Source organism: Micromonospora sp. NPDC005171 (assembly GCF_040608575.1).
Lineage (GTDB): Bacteria > Actinomycetota > Actinomycetes > Mycobacteriales > Micromonosporaceae > Micromonospora.
On the sequence record NZ_JBEXIM010000005.1, the window covers coordinates 287,009 to 303,937 of the forward strand.

Sequence of the window (16,929 nt, forward strand, 5' to 3'; positions counted from 1 at the left end):
TTTTTTCCCATGGCGGCGGGGCGGCAGCACCGACACTTCCACCTGACGCCACAGGAGGGTCAACCGAACCAGGCCATCTCCGGTCACGGTAGGTGACGGCGGCAACGGTGGCCGTCCCCCCACGGAGGGATCTTCGAGTACGCCGGGTGAGGTACCCGGGCCGGTTCGGCTACGCCCGGGGGCGGACCAACCCCGACTCGTACGCCAGCACCACCGCCTGCACCCGGTCGCGCAACCGCAGCTTGGTCAGCACATGCCCGACGTGGGTCTTGATGGTGGTCTCGCTCACCGACAGGACCGTCGCGATCTCGGCGTTGGACAGCCCCCGGGCCACCTGCACGAGCACCTCGCGCTCCCGGTCGGTGAGCGCGTTGAGCGCCGCCGACGGTGTCGCCGCCGGGTCGGGCAGCAACTCGGCGAAGCGGTCCAGCAGTCGCCGCAGGATCCGCGGGGTCACCACCGCGTCCCCGCCGGCGACAGTGCGGATCGCCGCGATCAGGTCCTCGGCCGGCACGTCCTTGGCCAGGAACCCGCTGGCGCCGGCCCGCAACGCCCCCACCACGTACTCGTCCAGGTCGAAGGTGGTGAGCACCAGCACCCGTACCGGCAGCCGGGCGTCGACGATGGCCCGGGTCGCCGCCACCCCGTCCATCCGGGGCATCCGGACGTCCATCAGCACCACGTCGGGCAGCAGCCGGCGGGACAGCTCCACCGCCTCCACGCCGTCACCGGCCTCGGCCACCACGTCCAGGTCGGTCTCGGCGCCCAGCACCATCCGGAACCCGGTCCGCAGCAGCGGCTGGTCGTCGGCGAGCAGGATCCGCACCGGCCGTGCCGAGGGCGTCCGCTCGCTCATCTCGTCTCCCCTCCCGCCGACCTCGTGGCGCGCACCGGTCATCCTCGCGCACCGGAGCCGGTGCGTCGCGGATCACCGTAGGGGCCGGCCGGTCGCCCTGTCCCGACCGCTGCGGCACCGCTGCGGTCGGGTCTCCCGGGGCAGGTGACCCCGGCGGCCCGAACTGCCGCGCCGGGCGTGCCCGTCGGTCAGCGGACCGTCACTCGTCGGCGCCCGGCGCCACCGGGGTGGACCGGGAGTCGCGCAGCGGGTCGGCGCTCGCGGCGGCGACCGGGAACGGCGGCGGGGTGCCGCCGAAGCTGGGACAGATCGCCTGGTGGCTGCACCAGTCACAGAGCCGACTCGGCCGGGGCCGGAAATCCTGCAGGGCGGTGGCCTGCTCGATCGCCCGCCACAGCGCCACCACCGTGCGCTCGAAGCGGACCAGCTCGTCGGCGTCGGGTGTGTAATCCAACACCTCGGCGTCGCGCAGGTAGAGCAGCCGCAGCACCCGGGGCACCACCCCCCGGGTACGCCACAGCACCAGGGCGTAGAACTTCAACTGAAACAGCGCCCGCGCCTCGAACGCCTCCCGCGGAGCGCCGCCGGTCTTGTAGTCGACCACCCGCAGCGCGCCGTCCGGAGCGACGTCGAGCCGGTCGAGGTAACCCCGGATCAGCAACTCCTCGTCGACGACCGCGGAGATCAGGCTCTCGCGTTCGGCCGGCTCCAGCCGGGTCGGGTCCTCCACCGCGAAGTAACCCTGCAACAGCCCGGCGGCGGAGCGGAGGAACTCCACCGGGCCGGCCGGCTCCGCGCCGTCGAAGATCCCCGCCAGCTCCGGTTGCTCGGTGACCAGCCGGTCCCACTGGGGGGCCACCAGGTCGCCGGCCGCCTCCGGCGTGCGGCCCGTGGCGGGCAGGTCGAACAGGCGCTCGAGCACCGCGTGCACCAACGTGCCCCGGGCCTGCTCGATGGTGGTGCGCTCGGGCAGCCGGTCGATGCTGCGGAACCGGTAGAGCAGCGGGCAGGTCTTGAAATCCGCCGCCCGCGACGGGGACAGCGAGGCCCGCACCGTCGGCGGCGCCGGCGCCGCAGGGGAGGGCTGGGAGGTGGTGACCGATTCCGCCGTCATGTCGGCAAAGGTTAGGGCACCGGTGTGACACCGACCGCCGCCCGCCCCACACAGCGACGGTCCGTAGCATCGTGGCGATGGAGCAGACGACCCGGCCACCGCGCAGACCAGACCGACGCCTCGGCCTGAACGTCGGCCGGGTGTTCGGGGTGCCGCTGCACCTCAACGGCTCCATGGTCCTGCTCGCGGTGCTCATCGCGGTGCTGTACGGCGAGTTCGCCCGCCGACAACTGGACCTACCGCAGCTCAGCGGCTACCTGATCGGGTTCGGGTTCGTCGTGTCGCTACTCGGCTCGGTGCTGCTGCACGAGCTCGGCCACGCCCTCACCGCCCGGCGGTACGGCATCGGTGTGCGCGGGATCACCCTGGAGCTGCTCGGCGGCTACACCGAGATGGACCGGGACGCCCCGTCGCCCCGCGTCGACCTGCTGGTCTCGCTGGCCGGCCCGGCGGTCTCCGCGGTGCTCGGCGTCCTGGCGGTCGCCGCCACGCTCGCCCTGCCCGAGGGGACCGTGGCACACCAGCTCGCCTTCCAGCTCGCTGTCAGCAACGTCATCGTGGCGCTGTTCAACAGCCTGCCCGGGCTGCCGCTCGACGGCGGCCGGGCGCTGCGCGCCGCCGTCTGGGGGTTGACCCGCGACCGGCACCTCGGCACCGAGGTCGCCGGGTGGGCCGGCCGGATCGTCGCCGTCGGCACCGCGGCCCTGGTCCTGCTGCTCACCGTCGAGCGGCGTCTGGCGCCGTTGGCGCTGCCGCTGATGCTGCTGGTCGCCGTCACCCTCTGGCGCGGCGCCGGGCAGTCGATCCGGGCCGCCCGGGTCAGCCGCCGGTTCCCGCTGATCGACCTCGCCCGGCTGGCCCGGCCGACCTGGCCGGTGGCCACCGGTACGCCGCTGGCCGAGGCCCAGCGCCGACAGGCCGAGAGCGGGCAGCCCGGTTCCGCGCTGCTGGTCACCGACTCCACCGGTCGACCGGTGGCGCTCGTCGACCCGGCCGCCGCCGACGCGGTGCCGGTCGAGCGCCGACCGTGGCTGGCGGTGGACGCCGTCGCCCGGTCACTGGGCACACTTCCCACGTTGCCGGTCGGGTGGGACGGCGAGCGGGTGATGGAGGCCGTACAGACCCACCCGGGCGCGCAGTACGTGGTGACGTCAGGCGAAGATGTCGTCGGCATTCTGCACATCGCGGACCTGGCACAGCTCCTCGAACCCAACCGGAAGATGACACCGTGACCGCAACTCCCTCCACCGTCGCCGCCGACCCCGCCAACCCGGCGCTGACACCCGTGCACCGGGGGCCGTTCCGGCCCGGCGACCGGGTCCAGCTGACCGACCCCAAGGGGCGGATGCACACAGTGACGCTGGAGCCCGGCAAGGAGTTCCACACCCACCGCGGCATCCTGGCGCACGACGCGCTGATCGGGCTCCCCGACGGCAGCGTGGTGACCACCTCCGGGGGCGGCACCGCGTTCCTTGCCCTGCGGCCGCTCCTGTCGGACTACGTGCTGTCCATGCCGCGCGGCGCCCAGGTGATCTACCCGAAGGACTCGGCGCAGATCGTCGCGATGGGCGACATCTTCCCCGGCGCAAAGGTCCTCGAGGCCGGCGCCGGCTCCGGCGCGCTGAGCTGCTCCCTGCTGCGCGCCGTCGGCACCGAGGGCGAGCTGCACTCGTTCGAGCTGCGCGACGACTTCGCCCAGATCGCCAAGCGCAACGTCGAGGCGTTCTTCAACGGGCCGCACCCCTCGTGGAACCTGCACGTCGGCGACGTCGCCCAGTGCCAGGAGACCGGCTTCGACCGGATCATCCTGGACATGCTGACCCCCTGGGAGACCCTCGACATGGTCGAGCGGGCGCTGGTGCCCGGCGGGGTGTTCATCGGCTACGTCGCCACCACACCGCAGCTCTCCGAACTGGTGGAGGCGCTGCGGGAGCGCGGCGGCTGGACCGAGCCACGAGCCTGGGAGTCCCTGGTACGCGACTGGCACGCCGAGGGCCTCGCCGTCCGCCCGGACCACCGGATGATCGCGCACACCGCCTTCCTGGTGTCCGCGCGCAAGCTGGCCCCGGGGGTCACCGCGCCGCCGCGCCGCCGCAAGCCCAGCAAGGGCACCGAGGCGTACGCGCAGCGCCGCCAGGACCTGCGCGAGGCGGAGGCGGCCCGCCAGGCCGCGGCCGCCCAGGCGGCAGGCGCTCAGCCCGACGGTGCGGGGGAGATGGACAGGCCGTGACCATCGAGCTGAGTGTCGGCACCGCCGAGCAGGGGGAGACGCTGGCATGAGCCGACCGGGCTACGGGGGCGGAGACCTCCCCGCGGTCTTTCCCGACTGGTCGCCCTACCAGGACCTGGAATCGGCGGCGCGGGCATACCTGCGTGACCCGGACGTCGCCCTGGAGGCGCTCGGCGGCGTGCTGCGCGGCGCGTCGGTGCTCGGTTTCACACTGGAACGCTTCGTCAACGAGGTCAACGGGGTGTGGCAGGAGGTCGTCGTGTGCGACGGCAGCCGGCTCATCCTCTGGCACGGCGAGGACGTACCGCCGGAGGAGGGCCCACCGGGCTCGATGACCTCGTCGCTGCGGGTGGTGCCGGTCTCCACAGTCACCGAGGTGGGCTGCCGGCGGCGGCTCAACCGTGCCGAGAGCGGTGAGATCCGGGTCGACAGCATCGACGTCTACCTGCTGCTCACCTCGTTGGACGAGGCGCCACCGAGCGAGGAGATGGCCGGTACGCCCCGGCACGACGCGCTGCGCTTCGGCAAGACCCTCGACGACGGCGGGGCCGGGCAGATCGCCCGGTTGGAGGAGTTCGCGCGGTTGGTCGCCTCGGTGGTCGGCCGTCCGATGCTCTGAGGCGTACCCCGTTCTGGACCCGGCCGGGCCGCGCGGCCCGGCCGTCGGGTCAGTCTTCGGCGTCCGGGCCGGCGACCTCGACGCCGTCGCCGCGCACCACGTGGATGCAGTCGCCCGGGCACTCCTTCGCGGAGTCGATCACCTCGAGTCGCAGGTGCGCGGGGACGTCGACCCGGCTGCCCGGCGCCATCCGCAGCTCACCGTCGACGCCCTTGACGTAGGCCAGGCCGTCGATGTCGAACTCGAACACCTCCGGCGCGTACTGCACACAGAGCCCGTCGCCCGTGCAGAGGTCCTGGTCGACCCAGACCTGCAGTTCGTCGGTCGCGACCTCGGCCACCTGTGCACCCCCCATGTTCTCCCGTCCCACGCCCCGACGGTACCCGAACGCCGGTAACGGCCCGTCAGGCCACCCTTGGCGATCAAGGTTCGGTGACGAGGGTGTTGCGTGGGACCGAATCGGCCTCATAGCGGCTAGTGTTAGGGCAGAACGTTCAAGCCCCCCGGGGAGGTGGGACGTGGCAGCACGTAGCGACGACGCGGACTCGCGCGCCGCACGGTGGGAGAAGGAAGCCCACGATCTCTCCACGCAGGTCGCGTTCCTGCAAGAGGAACTCGCCCTGGTGCGGCGCAAGTTGACCGAAAGCCCCCGACACGTCCGGCAGCTCGAAGAGCGGCTGGCGGCCACCCAGGCACAGTTGGCGCGGCTGACCGAGAACAACGACCGGCTGGTGAGCACCCTCAAGGAAGCTCGCACGCAGATCGTGACGCTCAAGGAGGAGATCGACCGGCTCGCGCAACCGCCGAGCGGGTACGGCGTCTTCCTGGCCAAGCACGAGGACGGCACGGTGGACGTCTTCACCGGCGGCCGCAAACTACGGGTCGCGGTCTCGCCCTCGCTCGACGTGGGTGACCTGCGGCGCGGCCAGGAGGTCCTGCTCAACGACGCGCTCAACATCGTCGACGCGTTCGGTTACGAGCGGGTCGGCGAAGTGGTGATGCTCAAGGAGATCCTGGAGGGGCCGAACGGCGGTCCGGGCGACCGGGCGCTGGTGGTCTCCCACTCCGACGAGGAGCGCATCGTGCACCTCGCCGAGACGCTCATCGGCTCGGCGATCCGGGCCGGCGACTCGCTGATGATCGAGCCCCGCTCGGCGTACGCGTACGAGCGGATCCCGAAGAGCGAGGTCGAGGAGCTGGTCCTGGAGGAGGTGCCCGACGTCGACTACGGCGACATCGGTGGCCTCCAGTCGCAGATCGAGCAGATCCGCGACGCGGTGGAGTTGCCCTTCCTGCACGCGGACCTGTTCCGCGAGCACCAGCTCCGCCCGCCCAAGGGCATCCTGCTCTACGGCCCGCCCGGCTGCGGCAAGACGCTGATCGCCAAGGCGGTGGCCAACTCGCTGGCCAAGAAGATCGCCGAGCGGCAGGGCAAGGAGAAGCACACCAGCTTCTTCCTCAACATCAAGGGCCCGGAGCTGCTCAACAAGTACGTCGGTGAGACCGAGCGGCACATCCGGCTGATCTTCCAGCGTGCCCGGGAGAAGGCCGGCGAGGGCACGCCGGTGATCGTGTTCTTCGACGAGATGGACTCGATCTTCCGGACCCGCGGCTCCGGTGTCTCCTCCGACGTGGAGAACACGATCGTCCCGCAGCTGCTCAGCGAGATCGACGGCGTGGAGGGGCTGGAGAACGTCATCGTCATCGGCGCCTCCAACCGGGAAGACATGATCGACCCGGCGATCCTGCGCCCCGGTCGCCTCGACGTGAAGATCAAGATCGAGCGACCGGACGCCGAAGCGGCCAAGGACATCTTCTCGAAGTACATCCTCTCCGGGCTGCCCCTGCACCCGGACGACCTTGCCGAACACGGTACGGACCCGCAGGCCACCGTCGCGGCGATGATCGACGCAGTGGTGCTGCGGATGTACTCCGAAACCGAGGAGAACCGATTCCTCGAGGTCACCTACGCCAACGGTGACAAGGAAGTCCTCTACTTCAAGGACTTCAACTCCGGCGCGATGATCCAGAACATCGTCGACCGGAGCAAGAAGATGGCCATCAAGGAGTTCCTCACCTCGGGTCGCAAGGGGCTGCGCCTGCAGCATCTGCTCGACGCCTGCGTCGACGAGTTCCGCGAGAACGAAGACCTCCCCAACACCACCAACCCCGACGACTGGGCGCGCATCTCCGGCAAGAAGGGCGAGCGGATCGTCTACATCCGCACGCTCGTGTCCGGCGGCAAGGGCGCCGAGGCCGGCCGGTCCATCGAGACCGCCAGCAACACCGGCCAGTACCTCTGACCCCGACAACGAGGGTGTCCGCCAACCCGGCGGACACCCTCGTTGCGGTAGGCCAGGGCGTCGGCCAGGCAGCGAAACTCAACACCGACCACTGAGCATTCCGACACCGAATCCACCGAACTGCTCCGGCCCGCCGGCACTCACCTACAGAGTGCAGGCGCCCAGGGCGGACTACGCTCGACCTGACGGTGGACCGGGTCGGGCGAGCGAAGCGGGTAGGTCGATGAGCGTAAGACGGATCATGGGCACCGAGGTCGAGTACGGCATCTCCGTACCCGGGCAGGCCGGAGCCAACCCGATGGTCACCTCATCGCAGGTGGTCAACGCCTATGGGGCACGTCCGGAACTCAACCGGGGTGGCCGGGCCCGGTGGGACTACGAGGAAGAATCGCCACTGCGCGACGCCCGCGGTTTCACCTACTCCGGTGCCGCGTACGACCCCGCCGAGGCTCTCGCGGACGAAGACCTCGGCCTGGCCAACGTGATACTCACCAACGGCGCACGGCTCTACGTCGACCACGCCCACCCCGAATACTCCACCCCGGAGGTCACCACCCCCAGGGACATCGTGCGCTGGGACAAGGCCGGCGAGCGGGTGATGGCCGAGGCTTCCCGCCGGGCCGCCACCATCCCCGGCACCCAGCCGATCCACCTCTACAAGAACAACACCGACAACAAGGGCGCCAGCTACGGCGCCCACGAGAACTACCTGATGCGCCGGCAGACGCCGTTCGCCGACATCGTGGCGTACCTGACGCCGTTCTTCGTCACCCGGCAGATCGTCTGCGGCGCCGGCCGGGTCGGCATCGGTCAGGACGGCGGCCAGAGCGGCTTCCAGATCTCCCAGCGTGCCGACTTCTTCGAGGTCGAGGTGGGCCTGGAGACCACGCTCAAGCGGCCGATCATCAACACCCGCGACGAGCCGCACGCCGACGCCGACAAGTACCGCCGGCTGCACGTCATCATCGGCGACGCCAACCTCTCCGAGATCTCCACCTACCTCAAGGTCGGCACCACCGCGCTGATCCTCACCATGATCGAGGAGAAGGCGCTCGGCACCGACCTCGGCATCGCCGACCCGGTCAGCGAGTTGCGCGCCGTCAGCCACGACCCCACCCTGACGCACCGCATGCGACTGCGCGACGGCCGCCGGCTCACCGCCCTCGACCTGCAGTGGGCGTACCTGGAGCGGGTCCGGTCCTTTGTCGACGACAGGTACGGCACCGACGCCGACGAGCAGACCATCGACGTGCTCGACCGCTGGGAGAGCGTCCTCGACCGGCTGGGCCGGGATCCGATGCTCTGCGCCGACGAGTTGGACTGGGTGGCCAAGCTGCGACTGCTGGAGGGCTACCGGGAGCGGGAGAAGCTCGGCTGGGGCTCGCACAAGCTGCAACTGGTCGATCTCCAGTACTCCGACGTCCGGCCGGAGAAGGGCCTCTACCACCGGCTGGTCAGCCGGGGGGCGATGAAGACGCTGCTCACCGACGACGAGACCCGCAGCGCGATGACCGAGCCGCCGGAGGACACCCGGGCCTACTTCCGGGGGCGCTGCCTCGCCCAGTACGCCTCCGAGGTGGTCGCCGCGAGCTGGGACTCGGTGATCTTCGACGTGGGCCGGGAGTCGCTGGTCCGGGTGCCGATGATGGAACCGGAGCGGGGCACCCGCGCGCACGTCGGTGCCCTGTTCGACCGCTGCGCCAGCGCCAAGGACCTGCTGGAGACGTTGACCGGGGGCTGACCCCGGGCGCGAATGCCCGCCGTGTGCCGCAAGCCGGCGCGCGGCGGGCTTTTCGTCGCCCGCGCGAGGTAAGTTCATCGCAGACGATCGTGGAGGAGGCAGCAATGGCCACTCATGACAGCGGCGGCCAGTCGCAGTCCGGCAAGTCCCGTCAGGGCGAGGAGATCGAGGACGTCACCACCGAGGCCAACCCCGAGGTGGCCGAGCGGCACGCCGAGATCACCGAGGACGTCGACGACCTGCTCGACGAGATCGACTCCGTCCTCGAAGAAAACGCAGAAGAGTTCGTGAGAGGATATGTCCAGAAAGGCGGCCAATAGGGCATATGTCCGATTGCCTGACCACTCGGACAAGACGTGCCCGCAGTGTAAGCGCGTACTGGCCCGCACGGACTTCCATCGTGACCGCCGACGGGCAGACGGTCTCGCCTTCTACTGCAAAGCGTGTGCCGCTGTCCGGTCGGAGGCGAGCCGGCGTAAGCGCGGCATCGCTGCGCAGCGAAGGTCGCCCACGCCCGTCGGGGAAGGTCTCAAGTGGTGTCCGGACTGCGAGCAGATCAAGCCTCTGGACGACTTTCCCACCACGACCACCAAGGCCAGCGGCCGGCACAGTTACTGCAAACCCTGCCATAATGCCCGCGGTAAGGAGACAGCGCAGCGGCTCTACGGCGGCAACCGCGAATATCACCTGCGGCGGCGGTACGGCGTGGGCGAGAAGGAGTTTCAGGAGCTCCTGGCCGAGCAGGGCGGTGTCTGCGCGATCTGTGGCGGTGCCGACCCGCAACATCTGGACCACGATCATCGCACCGGATGGGTGCGCGGGATACTCTGCTTCAACTGCAACGGTGGTCTTGGCCAGTTCCGTGACAGTCCCATGAGGCTGGCCAGGGCGATCACGTACCTGAGAGGAACCACGTGGCAGCGGGCTTTGATCCATCCGGGCGTCTACCAGATGTGTTCACCAACGCGGGGACGTCCTCCTTCACGACGTTTCTGAGTCGGGTGGCCCCCGAGATGCTGCCCGGTCGGCGACCGCTGCCGCCGGGCATGGCCGCCGACCTGGCGCCGCACGCGACCACCATCGTGGCCATCGCGGCCGCCGACGGTGTGGTGATGGCCGGTGACCGACGGGCGACCATGGGCAACCTGATCGCCCAGCGCGACATCGAGAAGGTGCACCCGGCCGACGCGTACTCGCTGGTCGGCATCGCGGGCACCGCGGGCATCGGGATCGAGCTGATGCGACTGTTCCAGGTGGAGCTGGAGCACTACGAGAAGATCGAGGGCGCGATGCTCTCGTTGGACGGCAAGGCCAACCGGCTGGCCTCGATGATCCGGGGCAACCTGGGCGCGGCCATGCAGGGGCTCGCCGTGGTGCCGCTCTTCGCCGGCTTCGACCTGGCTGCCGCCGACGCGGCACGGGCCGGTCGGATCTTCAGCTTCGACGTGACCGGTGGCCCGTACGAGGAGACCGGCTACGACGCGATCGGGTCGGGGTCGTTGTTCGCCAAGTCCGCGTTGAAGAAGCGTTTCCGAACCGGGCTGTCGGTCGCCGACGCGACCCGGCTGGCGGTCGAGGCGCTCTACGACGCGGCTGACGACGACACCGCGACCGGCGGGCCCGATCTGACCCGGCGGATCTACCCGGTGGTGATGACCGCTACCGCCGAGGGCACCCACCGGCTCACCGACGCCGAGACGGCGACGATCGCCGAGGGCGTGGTCGCCGGCCGGATGGAGAACCCGGGCGGTTAGTCCTGTCCACCCCCCACCAGCCAGCAGTCGTCAGCACAGCGCCGTAAGGAGAACCGCCGCCGTGGCCATGCAGTTCTACGCCTCGCCCGAACAGATCATGCGCGACCGTTCCGAGTTGGCCCGCAAGGGCATCGCCCGGGGGCGCAGCGCGGTGGTCATGAGCTACTCCGGCGGCGTGCTCTTCGTCGCGGAGAACCTCTCCAGCGCCCTGCACAAGGTCAGTGAGATCTACGACCGGATCGGCTTCGCCGCTGTCGGCCGCTACAACGAGTTCGAGAATCTCCGTCGGGCCGGCGTGCGGATGGCCGACCTGAACGGGCTCAGCTACGACCGGCGGGACGTCACCGGGCGGGCCCTGGCCAACGCGTTCGCGCAGACCCTGGGCGCGATCTTCACCGAGCAGTCGAAGCCGTTCGAGGTGGAGATCTGCGTGGCGGAGGTGGGGGCCACCGCCGCCGACGACGAGTTGTACCGGCTCACCTACGACGGCTCGGTGAACGACGAGCCGGGGCGGATGGCGATGGGCGGGCAGGCCGAGGCCATCACCGGCGTGCTGAAGTCCAACCACCGGCCGGAGATGTCGCTCGGCGAGGCTGTGAAGGTCGCCGTGCAGGCCCTGAGCAGTGTCGGCGGGGAGGGCGGGGCAGCCCGGACGATCGCCGCGAACCAGCTCGAGGTGGCGGTACTGGACCGGCAGCGGGTCGGCCGGACCTTCCGACGGATCACCGGGGCCGCACTGACCGCGCTGTTGGACGGGAAGGCGGCGCCGCCGGCGAGCGACCTGCCGGACACGCCGAGCGTGCCGACCGGGGAGGCCGGTAAGCCGACCAGTTCGGCCGGCTCCGCGGACCTGGAGGATCGGCCCGGGCAGGCCGACAGCTGACGGTGTGACGAGAAAGCGCCGGGGCCCGCGTGAGCGGGCCCCGGCGCTTTCGTCTCGGTACGGGCCGGGGTCAGCGGCGCTGGAGCAGGTCGGTACGGGCCGGGTCAGCGGCGCTGGAGCAGGGGGCGGGCGAGAGCCCAGTAGCCGGCGGCGACCGCGTTGAAGACACCCATGCCGGGAGGCGAGTCGACGTTCGAGGGGGCGACCCGGGCGGTCATCAGCTCGGCGATCACCCCGTCGGGCACGGTACGTTCGGTCTGGAGTTGACGGCGGCGGGCGCCGACCCAGGCCCGGTTGCGCCACAGCCAGCCCCAGCCGCGGGTCTTCTGCTTGGTCCAGCCGCCGGCCATTGCGGCGGCGAGCATGGCGGCCTCGGTGAGCAGCAGCATCGGGGCGAGCACCACGAGCGTCCGGGTCTGGTACGCGGTGAGCAGCGTGACGAGTCGGTTGCGTTCCACCAGGTAGAGCTTCAGGTCGTTGCGGGAGAACTCGTAGTGGTGGCGCACGACGGCGTCGGGGACGTACTCCAGCCGCAGGCCACGTTGCCAGAGCCGCAGGCTCAGCTCGGTGTCCTCGTGGTAGGCGAAGTATTCGGCGGCGAAGCCGTCCAGCTCCTGCCAGCGCTGGCGGCTGATCACGAAGCAGCAGCCGCTGAGCGAGGGCACGCTGGTGCGGGTGGCGTGCGCGGTGGCGGGTTCGCCGTTGCCGCCGGCCCAGGACAGCCCGGTGAAGTGCAGCGGGTTGCCGGAGGTGTTGATCAGCTCGGGGTTGTCGGCCAGCCGGATGGATGCCATCGCGGCGCCGACGCCGGGTTCGGCGGCGACCGCCACCGTCTTGGCGAGGGCGTCGGGGGCGACGACGGCGTCGGAGTTGACGAAGGCGAGCCAGTCTCCGGTGGCCTCGGCGGCGCCGACGCGGCAACCGCCGGAGTAGCCGGTGTTCTCCTCCGGTCGGATCACCCGCACCCCGGGCAGGCCCTTGACGATGTCGATGCCGTCGCCGGTGCAGCCGTTGTCGACGACGACGAGGTCGATCTCGACGTCGGTGCTGGCCAGGACGGCCCGGGCGGCGTCGACCAGGTATGGCTCGGCGCCGTAGGCGAGCATTACCGCGGTCACCTGTGGGCGGGTCATCGGATGCCTCCGGATACGGCGGGGGTGACGGCGTCGGCGAGCGGCCGGGTGGGGGTGGTGGGTCGGCGGACGCCGCCGCGCAGCAGCAGGACCGCCATGGTGGCGGCCACGATGACGGAGCCGACGGTGTAGGCCAGCTCGACTCGGAGGATCACCGGGGCCGGGAGCAGCGTCACGATGATCAGGGCGGCGACGCCGACGGTCCAGGCGAGGGCCTGGGCGCGGTGCCGGTCGAGGGCGAGGAGGGCCTGGCCGAGCACCATCGCCCAGAGGTAGGCGAGCGTGGCGGCGGCCAGCCAGGCGAAGTCGCCGTGGCCGAGGACGCCGGGGGCGTCGAAGAGCACGCCGACCAGCCACGGGCCGAGCAGTACGGCGCCGACGGCCCCGGTGAGGCCGAGCGCGGTGACGATGCCCAGCGCCCGGCGGAGCAGGCTGTGGAAGCCGGCCTGGTCGCCGGTGGTGGCGGTGGTGGCCAGGCCGGGCAGCAGTGACGCCTGTAGGGAGCCGAAGACGAACAGGGGGATGCGGACCAGCACGAGGGCGGAGAGCAGCGCGCCGGCGGCTGCGGTGTCGGAGGGGGCGAGCAGCTGCAGGTTGATCACGCCGACGTTCACCACGACCTGGGAGAGCAGGCTGGAGGCGGTGAGCAGCCCGAGGCCGCGCAGCAGGGTGGCCCAGGCGACCGGCGGGCCGCCGCCGATGGCGCGTAGCACCGGCGGCAGGGTGAGCAGGACGCTGGCCAGCGGGGCGGCGACGAGCACGACGCCGTACCAGACGGGGTTGGTTACGCCGGCCAGGCCGAGCAGGGCGACCATGATGATGCGCAGCCCGCCGTCGATGCCGAGTTGGCTGCCGTACCAGGGGAAGAGTTGCAGGCCGGAGAGGACTCCGCGGGTGGCGTAGGCGACGGCCATCGCGGCGAGCGCACCGATGAGCACTGTGACCATGGTGCCGTCGCCGTGGAAGAGGTGGTCGGCGAGGAATTGGCGGCCGGCGGTGACGGCAAGCACCAGCACGGCGAGCATCGCGGCGGCGACGGTGACGCCCCGCGCCAGCACCGGCCCGGGGGGGAGCCCCTGGCTGTGCCGGGCGGCGACGACCCTGGCGACCTCCTGCTCGATCGGTATGAACACGCCGATGCCGAGAGTGAAGACGATCGACCAGAGCACTGACAGGCGGTTGTAGTCGGCCCCGCTGAGGCTGTGGCCGGCGACGGCGAGGTGGACGTAGGAGGCGAGGCCGAGAAGACCCAGCCCGGCGCCTACAGCGATGGTGCCGGGCGGGATCAGGCGTAGCAGGCGGCGGATCACCGGCGAATGAGCGCCAGCGTGAGGACGGCGAACGCGCGACCGAGGTAGACCATCGCCTTGGCGGGCGAGTGGCTGGGGGTGCCCGCCATCCGCTTGCGCATGGCGACCGGCACCTGCCGGATGCGGTATCCGCGTCGGGCGGTGTGCACCAGGGTCTCCACCGTGTCACCGAGGTACTCGGCCGGGTACCAGCTGGCGAACATCTCGATGACCCGCCGGTTGGCGGCCCGGAAGCCGGAGGTGGTGTCGGTGAGCTTGGTGTGGGCGACCCGGGACAGCACGGCGGAGAGCATCACCATCGCCCAGCGGCGGGGGCCGCGGACGTTGTAGTCGCCCTCACCGGCGAAGCGGGCGCCGATGACGAGGTCGTTGTCGTCGAGCAGGTCGACGAGCTTCGGCACGTACCTGGGGTCGTGCTGGCCGTCGGCGTCGATCTGGATGGCGACGTCGTAGTTGTTGTCGCGGGCGTAGCGGTAGCCGAGTCGCATGGCCCCGCCGACACCGAGGTTGTACGGCAGTTTGGCGACCTTCGCGCCGGCGGCGGCGGCGACGGCGGCTGTGCGGTCGGTGGAGCCGTCGTCGACCACGAGCACGTCGACGCTGGGCAGTTCGCCGCGGACCTCGCCGACGACCTCGGCGATCGAGCCCGATTCGTTGAGAGCCGGGATGATGATCAGTGTGCGTTTGCCGTTAACCATCGGTCGACACCAGTTCGTCTCGGGCTGCCCGGTCCGCGTCGATCTCCGCGCGCAGCAGGGCGAGGTCTTCGGCCAGGGTGCGGGTCTCCTCTTCCAGGGCGCTGACCTCCCAGCTGAGGTGTACGCACACCAGCAGCAGGAAGACGATGCCGAGGAAGAGCACCAGGCTGACACCGGAGGCGACACCGAGCAGTTCGGCGACGTTGTCGAGCAGCCGGGGGAACAGCGACAGCGGGATCACGATGACCAGCACGGCGAGCCAGAGCATGCCGTACTTCTCGCGCAGCTGACGGCGGCGCAGCAGCTCGACGATGGTGCCGAGGAGCAGCAGGCCGGTCAGCCCGGTGACGAGGGTGAGCTTCATGCGACCTTCCACGGGGCGGGTGGAGCGGGGGAGTGGAACGCGTCAACCAGGGCGCTGTGCCAGTCCGGAAGCGGGGCCAGACCCACGGCTGCCCAGCGGTCGTGCCCTAGCACACTGTACGCAGGCCGGGGGGCCGGACGGGGATACCGGTCGCTGGTGGTGGGTCGGATCCGGTCCGGGTCGAGCCCGGCCAGCGTGAACGCGGCGCGGGCCAGCCCGTACCAGGTCGTCTGCCCGGCGCAGGTGCCGTGGTAGACGCCGGGCGCCGCGTGACCGGCCAGCGCGGCGTCGGCGAGCGCGACGAGCCGCTCGGCGAGCGCGTGGGACCAGGTGGGTTGGCCGTGTTGGTCGTCGACCACGTCGAGGTGGTCGCGCTGGGTGGCGAGTCGGAGCATGGTGGCCACGAAGTTCGGGCCGTGCGCGCCGTAGAGCCAGGCGGTGCGTACGACGTACCCGGTGTCGGGTAGCAGCCGCGCGACGGCCTGTTCGCCGACCAGTTTGCCGCGGCCGTAGGCGTTGACCGGCGCGGTGGGCGCGTCCTCCGGGTAGGGGGTGTCCGCGTTGCCGGCGAGGACGTAGTCGGTGGAGACCTGGATGAGCCGGGTTCCGTCGGTGGCGCACGCCGCGGCCAGGTTGGCCACGGCGTGGCCGTTGACGGCCGTCGCCGCGGTCTCGTCGGCCTCGGCGGCGTCGACGTTCGTCCACGCGGCCGCGTTGATCACCAGGTCGTGCCCGGCGACGGCGCCGTCCACCGCCGCGCGGTCGGTGACGTCCAGGTCGGCGCGGGTGGCGGCGGTCACCTTGAGGTCGGGCCGTGTCCCCAGCACGGTGACCAGGTCCCGGCCGAGCATTCCGCCCGCGCCGGTGACGAGTACTCGGGTCATGCGGTCGGCGCGGACTTGAGGGGTTCCCACCAGCCGCGGTTGTCCCGGTACCAGCGGACGGTGTCGGCGAGGCCCTGGTCCAGTGTGATGCTGGGCTGGTAGCCGAGCTCGTCGCTGATCTTGGTGATGTCGAGGGAGTACCGGCGGTCGTGGCCCTTGCGGTCGGTGACCGGAACGACCCGGTCCCACCCGACGCCGCAGGCCTCCAGGAGCAGACCGGTGAGTTCCTTGTTGGTCAACTCGGTGCCGCCGCCGATGTTGTAGACCTCGCCGGCGCGGCCCTTCTGCTGGACGAGGGCGATGCCGCGGCAGTGGTCGTGCACGTGCAGCCAGTCACGGATGTTGCCGCCGTCGCCGTAGAGCGGGACCGTGTCACCGTCGAGCAGGTTGCTGACGAACAGCGGGATGACCTTCTCGGGGAACTGGTACGGGCCGTAGTTGTTGGAGCAGCGGGTGACGACCACGTCCATGCCGTGGGTGCGGTGGTACGACAGCGCGAGCAGGTCGGAGCCGGCCTTGGACGCCGAGTACGGCGAGTTGGGGGCCAGCGGCCAGGTCTCGGTCCAGGAGCCCTCGTCGATCGAGCCGTAGACCTCGTCGGTGGAGACGTGCACGAACCGGCCGGTGCCGTGGCGCAGCGCCGCGTCGAGCAGCGTCTGGGTGCCCAGCACGTTCGTGGTGACGAAGGGCGCGGCACCGGCGATCGAGCGGTCGACGTGCGACTCGGCGGCGAAGTGCACGATCACGTCGTGCTCGGCCACCACCTCGTCGACAACGACCGGGTCGCAGATGTCGCCCTGCACGAACCGCAGTCGCGGATCGTCGCGGACGGGTTCGAGGTTGGCCAGGTTGCCTGAGTAGGTCAGTTTGTCCAGCACGGTCACGACTGCCGGCTCGAGCGGCGGCACGCCGGCTGCACTGCCGAGCGGCTTGCCCAGCAGCAGGCGAACGTACTCCGACCCGATGAATCCGGCTCCGCCGGTGACGAGGATCCTCACGGGTCCGGAAGTATACGCGACGGGATGCGCGACACCCGGGAT

The 16,929-nt window shown here is 70.8% G+C and carries 18 protein-coding genes; 9 read left to right on the forward strand and 9 right to left on the reverse strand.

The features are described 5' to 3' along the window. Nucleotides 1-169: 169 nt before the first annotated feature. A complete protein-coding gene (locus tag ABZU74_RS11315) occupies nucleotides 170-856 on the reverse strand; it encodes a response regulator transcription factor (protein ID WP_355421290.1) in 687 nt (228 codons plus the stop codon). A gap of 199 nt (nucleotides 857-1,055) precedes the next feature. Further along, complete coding sequence (locus tag ABZU74_RS11320) at nucleotides 1,056-1,970, reverse strand: PD-(D/E)XK nuclease family protein (RefSeq protein ID WP_355421293.1); 915 nt, start codon at nucleotides 1,968-1,970, stop codon at nucleotides 1,056-1,058. Nucleotides 1,971-2,047: 77 nt separating this feature from the next. Here ABZU74_RS11320 and ABZU74_RS11325 point away from each other — a divergent pair, with 77 nt between their 5' ends. Genes ABZU74_RS11325 through ABZU74_RS11335 form a run of 3 tightly spaced genes read left to right on the forward strand, consistent with a single transcriptional unit; the run spans nucleotide 2,048 to nucleotide 4,819 of the window. Further along, the gene (locus ABZU74_RS11325; protein ID WP_355421296.1) at nucleotides 2,048-3,202 is read left to right on the forward strand and encodes a site-2 protease family protein; all 1,155 of its coding nucleotides are present in this window, start codon (nucleotides 2,048-2,050) and stop codon (nucleotides 3,200-3,202) included. A gap of 44 nt (nucleotides 3,203-3,246) precedes the next feature. Continuing rightward, a complete protein-coding gene (locus tag ABZU74_RS11330; RefSeq protein WP_355421409.1) occupies nucleotides 3,247-4,200 on the forward strand; it encodes a tRNA (adenine-N1)-methyltransferase in 954 nt (317 codons plus the stop codon). A gap of 46 nt (nucleotides 4,201-4,246) precedes the next feature. Then, nucleotides 4,247-4,819, forward strand: coding sequence for a hypothetical protein (locus ABZU74_RS11335; RefSeq protein WP_091408625.1), 573 nt, complete (start codon nucleotides 4,247-4,249; stop codon nucleotides 4,817-4,819). A 49-nt stretch (nucleotides 4,820-4,868) separates the two neighbouring features. Here ABZU74_RS11335 and ABZU74_RS11340 read toward each other — a convergent pair whose 3' ends face one another. After that, complete coding sequence (locus tag ABZU74_RS11340; RefSeq protein WP_355421412.1) at nucleotides 4,869-5,159, reverse strand: ferredoxin; 291 nt, start codon at nucleotides 5,157-5,159, stop codon at nucleotides 4,869-4,871. A 178-nt stretch (nucleotides 5,160-5,337) separates the two neighbouring features. On the opposite strand from ABZU74_RS11340, the gene arc reads away from it, so the two are divergent. The 6 genes from arc (at nucleotide 5,338) to prcA (ending at nucleotide 11,500) form a co-directional block, all read left to right on the forward strand. After that, on the forward strand, nucleotides 5,338-7,122 hold the full coding sequence (gene arc, locus ABZU74_RS11345) for a proteasome ATPase (protein WP_030332887.1): 1,785 nt from the start codon (nucleotides 5,338-5,340) through the stop codon (nucleotides 7,120-7,122). 223 nt (nucleotides 7,123-7,345) lie between these two features. Further along, complete coding sequence (dop, locus tag ABZU74_RS11350) at nucleotides 7,346-8,863, forward strand: depupylase/deamidase Dop (RefSeq protein ID WP_355421300.1); 1,518 nt, start codon at nucleotides 7,346-7,348, stop codon at nucleotides 8,861-8,863. 104 nt (nucleotides 8,864-8,967) lie between these two features. Next, complete coding sequence (locus ABZU74_RS11355; protein WP_030332902.1) at nucleotides 8,968-9,183, forward strand: ubiquitin-like protein Pup; 216 nt, start codon at nucleotides 8,968-8,970, stop codon at nucleotides 9,181-9,183. Beyond that, entirely contained in the window at nucleotides 9,161-9,859 is a 699-nt protein-coding gene (locus ABZU74_RS11360; RefSeq protein WP_355421303.1) for an endonuclease VII domain-containing protein, read from the forward strand. Before ABZU74_RS11355 ends, ABZU74_RS11360 begins: the two co-directional genes overlap by 23 nt. Continuing rightward, nucleotides 9,778-10,617 (forward strand): proteasome subunit beta, encoded by an 840-nt coding sequence (gene prcB / locus ABZU74_RS11365; protein WP_355421306.1) that lies wholly within the window; start codon nucleotides 9,778-9,780, stop codon nucleotides 10,615-10,617. The genes ABZU74_RS11360 and prcB overlap by 82 nt, the downstream gene beginning before the upstream one ends. A 61-nt stretch (nucleotides 10,618-10,678) precedes the next feature. After that, nucleotides 10,679-11,500, forward strand: a complete 822-nt coding sequence (gene prcA, locus ABZU74_RS11370; protein WP_355421309.1) for a proteasome subunit alpha — start codon at nucleotides 10,679-10,681, stop codon at nucleotides 11,498-11,500. Between the two features lie 104 nt (nucleotides 11,501-11,604). On the opposite strand, the gene ABZU74_RS11375 is transcribed toward prcA, so the two are convergent. The 6 genes from ABZU74_RS11375 to rfbB are packed head-to-tail and all read right to left on the reverse strand — an operon-like array spanning nucleotide 11,605 to nucleotide 16,887. Continuing rightward, nucleotides 11,605-12,633, reverse strand: coding sequence for a glycosyltransferase family 2 protein (locus ABZU74_RS11375; protein WP_355421311.1), 1,029 nt, complete (start codon nucleotides 12,631-12,633; stop codon nucleotides 11,605-11,607). Beyond that, nucleotides 12,630-13,943 (reverse strand): polysaccharide biosynthesis protein, encoded by a 1,314-nt coding sequence (locus ABZU74_RS11380; protein ID WP_355421313.1) that lies wholly within the window; start codon nucleotides 13,941-13,943, stop codon nucleotides 12,630-12,632. The genes ABZU74_RS11375 and ABZU74_RS11380 overlap by 4 nt, the downstream gene beginning before the upstream one ends. Continuing rightward, nucleotides 13,940-14,641, reverse strand: a complete 702-nt coding sequence (locus ABZU74_RS11385; protein ID WP_355421316.1) for a glycosyltransferase family 2 protein — start codon at nucleotides 14,639-14,641, stop codon at nucleotides 13,940-13,942. The genes ABZU74_RS11380 and ABZU74_RS11385 overlap by 4 nt, the downstream gene beginning before the upstream one ends. Beyond that, a complete protein-coding gene (locus tag ABZU74_RS11390) occupies nucleotides 14,634-15,005 on the reverse strand; it encodes a DUF2304 domain-containing protein (RefSeq protein WP_355421319.1) in 372 nt (123 codons plus the stop codon). The genes ABZU74_RS11385 and ABZU74_RS11390 overlap by 8 nt, the downstream gene beginning before the upstream one ends. Beyond that, complete coding sequence (rfbD, locus tag ABZU74_RS11395; RefSeq protein WP_355421322.1) at nucleotides 15,002-15,889, reverse strand: dTDP-4-dehydrorhamnose reductase; 888 nt, start codon at nucleotides 15,887-15,889, stop codon at nucleotides 15,002-15,004. The genes ABZU74_RS11390 and rfbD overlap by 4 nt, the downstream gene beginning before the upstream one ends. Continuing rightward, a complete protein-coding gene (gene rfbB, locus ABZU74_RS11400; protein WP_355421325.1) occupies nucleotides 15,886-16,887 on the reverse strand; it encodes a dTDP-glucose 4,6-dehydratase in 1,002 nt (333 codons plus the stop codon). Before rfbB ends, rfbD begins: the two co-directional genes overlap by 4 nt. Between the last annotated feature and the right edge of the window lie 42 nt (nucleotides 16,888-16,929).